Origin of the sequence: Streptomyces sp. NPDC127106 (genome assembly GCF_042677605.1) — a bacterium.
Taxonomy (GTDB): Bacteria; Actinomycetota; Actinomycetes; order Streptomycetales; family Streptomycetaceae; genus Streptomyces.
Genome location: NZ_JBHXTC010000077.1, coordinates 1 through 8,024, shown reverse-complemented (window position 1 = coordinate 8,024; position 8,024 = coordinate 1). Strand labels below are relative to the sequence as shown.

The following is an 8,024-nucleotide window of genomic DNA, read 5'->3' as shown; positions in this document are numbered from 1 at the left end:
TAGTTGTTTAAACGAGACAGGTGCCGGGCCGTTCGCATGTCGCAGGGCGGGGACGGGTCAGCGGGTGCCGCCGCGGAGGCGGCGCCAGGGGGTGAAGGTGAAGACGGCGGCGCCGAGGAGGATCACGGTGCCCGCGACCAGGGCCAGGGCCCGCAGGCCGCCCTCGTCCGAGGCTCCCGTGTCGGCGAGGCCGCCGGAGCTGCCGGAGCCGGCGGTGGTGGCGCCGCCCGTGGTCGGGGAGCCCGAGCCGCCGGGCTGGGCGGTGGTGTCCAGCTCCAGGGAGACACCGCTGCTGACCGCCTTGCACGGCACGTTGATCGGCGTGGAGCCGGGGCTCATCGTGACGTCGATGGTCAGCTGGTCCGGGCTCAGCGTCACCTTGCCGGTCTTGCCCGGCTTGTAGGTGCCGGTCATGTCGCTCAGGCTGACGGGGGCCTTGTCCGGGATGGGCTCCGCATTGGCCGGGCCGGTGACCTTGACCGTGCCGCTGTCGGCGCCGCCGAGCTTGATGTTCATCGACGGTTTGAGGGCGCCGGCCGGGAGGGCCATGGGGCTGGCCATGGCGCCCTTCGCCGTCTTCACCGTGAGGTCGAAGCTGCCGCCGTTCTTCTTGGCGTTGATGGTGACCGGGGTCTTGATGCCGCCGGGGACGACCGCGCCGCAGTCGAAGGCCACCTCCACCGGCTTGCCCGGGAAGTCGGTCTGGCCTCCGCCGCCCCCGCCCCCGCTGCCGCCGGTCGCGCTGCCGCCGGTCGCGCTGCCGCCCGTACCGCCGCCGGTTCCGCCCGTGCCGCCGGTTCCGCCCGTGCCGCCGGTCGCGCTGCCGCCCGTACCGCCCGTTCCGCCGCTCGTGGAGCCGCCGCTCGTGCTGCCGCCGTCGGTGACCTTGATGGTGGCGGCGACGCCGGCCGCCTCCTTGGGCGAGCAGTGCGTGACGAAACCGCTGAAGTCGACGTCGTACTTGCCGGGGGTGATCGTCACGTCCCCCGCCTTGGTCAGCTTGACCTTCCCCTTCATGTCGGACATGACCATGGGGGCGTTCTTCGGGATGGGCGGGTTCTTCCGCTCGCCCTCCAGCTTCACCTCCGAGCCGAGCGCACCGCCGAGCTTCACCCAGCCGGTCGGCTTGACGGTGTCCTTGCCCAGGTCCATCAGGTCGGTGTTGTTCGAGGCGGGCTTGACGGTCTTCCACACCACCTCGACCTCGTCACCGACCTTCGCCGTCGCCGGCGCGGTGATCGACACCGTGGTCGTGCCCTGGACCGGGCCGCCGCCTCCCGCCGGCGGGATGCACTCCACCTTGTACGCGACCTCGGCCGCCCGGGCGGGGCCGGCCGCCAGCAGGATGCCCGCGCCGCCGAACAGCAGCGCGACCGCAGCCGCACTCACCCTCCGTTGGGTCTTCACGCGTGTCCCTTCGTCGTCGGACTGTTCTCAGACGGTGCGGACGCCTGTGGTGCCGTGAACCACGGCAGGACCGCCGTGGTGGTCGTGGGGGCCGCGACGGCCGTCGGGGTCGCGGGGGCCGTGGGGGCGGTCACCGCCGGGGTCGCGTGCGGCCGGACCCGTTCCACGAGGGCCATTCCCGCGCGGAACAGCCCGGCCGGGACCACCAGCAGGAGCAGGCCCCAGAACAGCAGCACCCCGTACGGCCGGGACACCCGCCACGGCTGCGTGGCCACGACCGTGTCGCCGTACTTGAGGGAGACCGTGTGGTCGCCGTGGGCACCGGCGGCCAGGCTGACGGGGAACCGGACCTCGGCCTTGCCGCCCGGCGGGACGGTGCCCTTCCAGCGGACCTCCTCCCACAGCGGGGCGAACACGCCGCGCGCGGTGCCCAGCTGGAAGACGGGGTCCTTGACGGGGGCGGGCCCGAGGTTTCCGACGGTGACGGTGAACGTACGGCCGGGCGGGGCTCCGAACCAGGTGAGGATCCCGTCCTCGCCGGCCAGCCGGACCCCGCTCAGCATGGCCAGGCGCGGGGTGCCCGGTTCCGCGGGCAGCTCGGCCACCGGATGGTCGGTGATCTTCACGGGGGCGGCGACGGTGGCCCGGTCCCCGCCCACCGAGGTGACGTTCACGACGCAGGGGCAGGGCTTGGGCGGTGCGACGACGGCGAGCCGGGCCGTGAACCGGCCGTCGCCACCGGTCGAGACCGCGGCGCCGTCGGCGTTGGCGCAGCTGTTGGTACCGCCGATCATGTTCTGTCCGCAGAGCAGCAGCATCACGAGGGTCTTGGCGGGCCAGCCCGTGCCGGTGACGGTGATCTCGGTCCCTTTCGCGGCCTCCTGCGGCGTGAGGGCGACGGCGGGCTCGTCCTCGTCGGCCGCCGCCGAGGGCGCCGGGGCCAGGGCGAGGAGGCACAGCAGCAGCGCCGCCCCGGCCGCGGCCCGGGCCCTGAGCTTGCCGATCACGTGGTTGCTCCCGTCAGCTCGTGGTCCGGTGCCCGGCCGGCCCGCCGCCCGCGTACGCGGGGCAGCGCGGCCAGGACCCCGCCGCCGAGGGCGAGCAGCACGGCGCCCGCCCAGCCGGCGGCTCCCCACGGCACGAGGCGGACGGACGCGCGGGCGCTCGCCGGGGCGGCCCCGGGGGCGGTGACGGTCAGGGTGAGGTCGACGTCGTCGAGGAGGGGAGCGCCGGGCCACGGCTCGGACAGCCTGACCCGCTGGCCGGGCAGCAGCTCCACCGGCAGGGCGCGGTGCGTGCGGCCGGGGACCGCGCCGAAGACCCCCTCGGCCCGCAGGGACAGCCCGGGGGCGAGGGGCAGGTTGCCGCGGTTGACCAGGGTGTAGCCGACCTCGGCCCGGGCGCCCCGGCCGCGTACGGAGACGTCCTCGACGGTCAGCGCGGACAGGGCCGGGCCGCCGACGCGCAGGTGGATCCGCACGCCGGTCTCGCGTCCGCCGTCCTCGGCGGCGACCACTGCGGCCGGGTGGTCCCCGGGCAGGGCGGAGGGCGGCAGGGTGACGGTGAAGGGGACGACCGCGCGGGTGCGGGCCGGGATCCGTACGGTGGCGGCCGGGCCGAAGCTGATCCATGAGCCGGCGCCCGCGCCGCCGCCGGTGGTCGCGCCGGCGGGCCGCACGGCGAAGCCGCCGTCGGCCGTGTCCTGGGCGTCGGCCCCGCGCAGGGTGAGGGTGCGTTCCCGGTCGGAGGGGTTGTCCAGGGTGAGGCGGTCGTCGAGGACGGCGCCGGGCGCGCCCGCGAAGTAGAAGGCCGGGCGGGCGCTGCCGGTGGCGCCCGCGACGGGGGCGGCGGTCCAGTCGGGCTCGTCGGCGGCGGCCGCCGGGGCTGCCGGGGCCGCCGCGACGGCGTACAGCACGGAGACCGCGAGGATCAGCGGCACGAGGGGGCCGCGGCGGCGGGCGGGGAGCACGGGCATGGCCGGGGTGCTCCGTTCAGGTGCGGGCCTGGCGGCTGCGCCGGGTCAGCCAGAGCAGGCCGGCGGCGCCGGACAGCAGCACGGTGCCGCCGAGGGTGCCGAGCGCGGTGACGGAGTCGGCGGGACCGGTCTGCGGGAGGGAGTCGACCCCGCCGCCCCCGGCACCCCCGCCGCCCCCGGCACCCGCCGACCCGGACCCGGAACCGGTGCCGGCCGTCACGTCCAGCTCCAGGGAGGGCTTCGGGCTGTTGCCGGGGGTGCAGGTGGTGGTGGTCCCCATGGCCTTGATGGTGAGCACGCCCGCGGTGAAGGTGACCTTGCCGGTCTTCTTCGGGGTGTAGGTGCCCGAGAGGTCGGTGATCTTGATGGGGGTGTCGGGGGGAATCGCCTCGGCGTTGGCCGGGCCGGAGACCGGTACGGAGCCCTGGTCCGCGCCACCGAGGGCGATGACCGCGCTGGGGTTCATCGCCCCCTTACCGAGCTCGATGGGGCTGGAGGAGACGCCCTTCTGGAAGGACATCGTCAGCTTGTAGCCTTCGCCCTGCTTGACGGCCTTGATGTCGATGGGCGAGACGGCGGACTTGTCCCCGATGGGGGTCTTGCAGTCGTAGGCGACGTCGACGACATCGGCGTGCGCCGCGGGGGCTGCGGTCAGCAGGGCCGCCGATCCCGCCAGCGCGGCGGCCAGCGCGAGCGCGGTGGAGCGTATCCGGTTGGGCACCTTCGTCTTCCCCTCGGGCCGCAAGTTACTGACGACACATCAGATTGGGGCCACAAGGTACGCCCGGGACCTTGCAAGGGGAAGACAAAGGACGTGCGGATCGGGCGCGACGGATCAGGCCGCGCGGACCCCCCGCTGCCAGACCGCCGACACCAGCGGCACGCCGGGCCGGTAGGCCAGGTGCACATGGCTCGGGGCGTCCAGCAGGGCCAGGTCGGCGCGGGCGCCGGGGGCGAGCACGCCGATGTCGGTGCGGCGCAGCGCGCGGGCGCCGCCGGCGGTGGCGGCCCAGACGGCCTCGTCGGGGGTCATGCGCATGTCCCGGACGGCGAGCGCGATGCAGAACGGCATGGAGCTCGTGTACGAGGACCCCGGGTTGCAGTCGGTGGAGAGCGCGACCGTCACCCCCGCGTCCAGCAGCCGCCGGGCGTCGGGCCACTGGGCGCGGGTGGAGAACTCGGCGCCCGGCAGCAGGGTGGCGACGGTGGTGTCCGCGGCCTGGGCGAGGGCGTCGACGTCGGCGTCGGTGAGGTGCGTGCAGTGGTCGGCGGAGGCCGCGCCCAGCTCGACCGCGAGCTGAACGCCGGGGCCGTAGGAGAGCTGGTTGGCGTGGACGCGCGGGATCAGGCCGGCGGCGGCGCCGGCGGTGAGGATCGCCCGGGCCTGGTCGCCGTCGAAGGCGCCCTTCTCGCAGAACACGTCGACCCAGCGGGCGTACGGGGCGCAGGCCGTCAGCATCTCGCCGGTGACCAGCTCCACGTACGCGGCCGGGTCCTCGGCGTAGTCCGGGGAGACGATGTGCGCGCCGAGGTAGGTGACCTCCTCGGTGTGCGCGGCCGCGATCCGCAGGGCGCGGGCCTCGTCGGCGACGGTGAGGCCGTAGCCGGACTTGGTCTCGAAGGTGGTCGTGCCCTGGCGGCGGGCCTCGTCGAGGTGGCGCACCAGGTTGGCTTCCAGCTCTGCGTCGGAGGCGGCGCGGGTGGCGGCGACGGTGGTGCGGATGCCGCCGGCGGAGTAGCTGCGGCCGGACATGCGGGCGTTGAACTCGGCGGTGCGGTCGCCGGCGAAGACGAGGTGGGAGTGGGAGTCGACGAAGCCGGGGATGACGGCCCGGCCCTGCGCGTCGAAGGCGGTGTCGGCGGAGGGGGCCGCGGCGGCTTCGCCGACCCAGGCGATGGTGTCGTCGTCGAGGACGACGGCGGCGTTCTCGATGAGGCCGAGGGGGCTGCCGTCGCCCTGGGCGGGGTCGTTGGTGACCAGGCTGCCGATGTTCGTGATGAGGGTGGTGGTCATGGGTTCCTCTCGGAGGAAAGGCGTCAGCCGCGGAGGGCCGCGATCGATTCGGCCAGGGCCGACGGGACGTCGGGGACCAGGGTGTGCGCGCCGTCCCGGACGATGTGGCGGCCACCCACCACCGTGTGGCGGACGTCCGCGGCCGAGGCCGCGAAGACCGCCGTCTCGGCACCGAGCCGCGGCAGCGGACCGGCCGTGCGGACGGTGTCCAGGGCGACCGTGGTGAAGTCCGCGAGCGCCCCCGCCTCCAGCCGCCCCGCATCCGGCAGGCCGAGCGCGGCATGGCCGTCCGCCGTGGCAGCGGTGAGCAGCGCGTTCGCCGTCCAGTGCCCCCGCGTCCGGCTGCGCAGCCGCTCGTTCAGCTCCATCGCGCGCGCCTCCTCCAGCAGGTCGATGACGGCGTGGCTGTCGCTGCCCAGCGACAGCGGGCTGCCCGCCTGCTGGAGCCGGCCGGCCGGGCCGATGCCGTCGGCGAGGTCGCGTTCGGTGGTGGGGCACATGCAGGTGCCGGTGGCGGTGCCGCCGAGGAGGGCGATGTCCTCGTCGGTGAGGTGCGTGTTGTGGACGCCGGTGGTGCGCGGGCCGAGGACCCCGTGGTCGGCGAGGAGCCGGGTGGGGGTGCAGCCGTGGGCGGCCCGGCAGGCGTCGTTCTCGGCGGTCTGCTCGGACAGGTGGACGTGCAGCGGGGCCTGCCGCTCCTGTGCCCAGCGGGCGACGGTGGCGAGCTGTCCGGCGGGGACGGCCCGCACGGAGTGGATGGCCGCGCCGATCAGCGCGTGCCCGCGCGGTTTGAGGGCGCCGACGCGCTCGGCCCAGGCCTCGGCGGTGCCGTCGGAGAAGCGGCGCTGGTGCTCGTTGGGGGCCTCGCCGAAGCCGGCGGAGAGGTAGGCGGTGTCGAGGAGGGTGATGCGGATGCCGGCGGCCCCGGCGGCCTCGATCAGGGCCTCGCCCATGGCGTTCGGGTCGGCGTAGGGGGTGCCGCCGGGCGCGTGGTGGACGTAGTGGAACTCGCCGACGTTGGTGATGCCGGCCAGCGCCATCTCGGCGTACACCGCGCGGGCGAGGTCGAAGTAGCTGTCGGGGGTGAGGTTCTGGGCGACCTCGTACATGACGTCGCGCCAGGTCCAGAAGGTGCCCGAACCGACCTGGACCGTGCCGCGCAGGGCCCGGTGGAAGGCGTGGCTGTGGGCGTTGGCCAGGCCCGGGAGGGTCAGGCCGCGCAGCACCTCCGCGCCGGGCGGGGGCGCGTCCACCCCCGTGCGGACGGCGGCGATCCGCCCGTCGTCGGACACGTCCAGGGCGACGCCCGGCTCGACGGCGGTGCCGAGCCAGGCGTGCTCCAGCCAGTACGTCTTCAGCGTGTGCACGTTCAACGACATGCCAGGCCTTCCAGTACGTCGGCGAGGGCGAGGACGCCGGCCACGCAGTCGTCCTCGGGGGCGAACTCCCGCGGCGAGTGGGAGACCCCGGTGGGGTTGCGCACGAACAGCATGGCGGTCGGGACGGCGGCGGAGAGGATTCCCGCGTCGTGTCCCGCGCCGGTGCCGAGGACGGGGACGGACCCGCCGAGGATCCGGTTGATCTCGTCGCGCAGGGCGTGCTCGAACTCGACGACCGGGGTGAAGGACTCCCGGACGACGGCGAGGTCGATGCCGTCCTTGTCGGCGCGCTCGTGTGCGGCCTTCTCGATGGCGGTGACGACCGTGTCGAGGGTGGCCTGGTCGGCGGCGCGGGAGTCGAGCCAGCCCCGCACGAGGGAGGGGATGGCGTTGACCCCGTTGGGCTCGACGGAGATCTTGCCGAAGGTGGCGACGGCCCCGGCGAGCGCGGCTTCCGTACGGGCGGCCAGCACGGTCTCGGCGTAGGTGAGCATCGGGTCGCGCCGGTCGACCAGGCGGGTGGTGCCGGCGTGGTTGGCCTCGCCGCGGAAGTCGAACCGCCAGCGGCCGTGCGGCCAGATGGCGGAGGCGATGCCGACGGCGTCTCCGGAGAGGTCGAGGGCGCGGCCCTGTTCGACGTGCAGCTCGACGAACGCGCCGATGCGAGCGAGCCGTTCGGGGTCCGGTCCGATGGCGTCGGGGTCGTACCCGGCGGCCTCCATGGCCTGGGGCAGGCTGATCCCGTCGGCGTCGCGCAGCTCGTACGCCTTCTCCTTGGTCAGCTGGCCGGAGGTGAGGCGGGAGCCGACGCAGGCGAGCCCGAAGCGGGCGCCCTCCTCGTCGCCGAAGTTGACGATGGCGAGGGGGCGCTTGAACTGGACGCCGCGGGCGCGGAGTTCGTCGAGCGCGGCGAAGGCGGACACGACGCCGAGGGGGCCGTCGAAGGCGCCACCGTCGGGGACGGAGTCCAGGTGGGAGCCGGTGACGACGGCGTCACCGGCGGCCGGGTCGCCGAGCCAGGCCCACTGGTTGCCGTTGCGGTCGGTCTCGACGTCGAGGCGGCGGGCCTCCGCCTGCATCCGGAACCACAGCCGGCAGTCGGCGTCGGCACCGGTCCAGGCGTAGCGTCGGTAGCCGCCGGTGGGGGGGGGGGGGGGGGGGCCGGGGCGGGGGGGCGGGGGGCGGGGGGCGCGGGGGGGGGGGGGGCGCGGGGGGGGGGGGGCGGGGGCCCCGGGGGCCCCGGGGCCGG

General features: G+C 75.2%; 7 protein-coding genes. All 7 read right to left on the bottom strand.

The annotated features are described in order from the left end of the window. Positions 1–57 precede the first annotated feature (57 nt). The gene (locus ACFVGY_RS34790; RefSeq protein WP_385685613.1) at positions 58–1,407 is read right to left on the bottom strand and encodes a hypothetical protein; all 1,350 of its coding nucleotides are present in this window, start codon (positions 1,405–1,407) and stop codon (positions 58–60) included. After that, on the bottom strand, positions 1,404–2,414 hold the full coding sequence (locus ACFVGY_RS34785) for a neocarzinostatin apoprotein domain-containing protein (RefSeq protein WP_385685610.1): 1,011 nt from the start codon (positions 2,412–2,414) through the stop codon (positions 1,404–1,406). The genes ACFVGY_RS34790 and ACFVGY_RS34785 overlap by 4 nt, the downstream gene beginning before the upstream one ends. After that, positions 2,411–3,382: a hypothetical protein gene (locus ACFVGY_RS34780; protein WP_385685607.1), complete on the bottom strand. Its 972-nt coding sequence runs from the start codon at positions 3,380–3,382 to the stop codon at positions 2,411–2,413. Before ACFVGY_RS34780 ends, ACFVGY_RS34785 begins: the two co-directional genes overlap by 4 nt. Before the next feature lie 16 nt (positions 3,383–3,398). Then, entirely contained in the window at positions 3,399–4,103 is a 705-nt protein-coding gene (locus tag ACFVGY_RS34775; protein WP_385685604.1) for an LPXTG cell wall anchor domain-containing protein, read from the bottom strand. A gap of 114 nt (positions 4,104–4,217) precedes the next feature. Beyond that, the gene (gene hutI / locus ACFVGY_RS34770) at positions 4,218–5,396 is read right to left on the bottom strand and encodes an imidazolonepropionase (protein ID WP_385685601.1); all 1,179 of its coding nucleotides are present in this window, start codon (positions 5,394–5,396) and stop codon (positions 4,218–4,220) included. 23 nt (positions 5,397–5,419) lie between these two features. Then, entirely contained in the window at positions 5,420–6,775 is a 1,356-nt protein-coding gene (locus tag ACFVGY_RS34765) for a formimidoylglutamate deiminase (protein WP_385685598.1), read from the bottom strand. Continuing rightward, on the bottom strand, positions 6,766–8,024 hold a 1,259-nt coding region (locus ACFVGY_RS34760), incomplete at its 5' end, for an allantoate amidohydrolase (protein ID WP_385685595.1). The genes ACFVGY_RS34760 and ACFVGY_RS34765, both read right to left, overlap by 10 nt.

Coding starts and splice junctions, on each gene's coding strand:
- ACFVGY_RS34780 (WP_385685607.1), bottom strand. CDS start 3,382: ATGCCCGTGCTCCCCGCCCGCCGCCGCGGCCCCCTCGTGCCGCTGATC.
- ACFVGY_RS34765 (WP_385685598.1), bottom strand. CDS start 6,775: ATGTCGTTGAACGTGCACACGCTGAAGACGTACTGGCTGGAGCACGCC.
- hutI (WP_385685601.1), bottom strand. CDS start 5,396: ATGACCACCACCCTCATCACGAACATCGGCAGCCTGGTCACCAACGAC.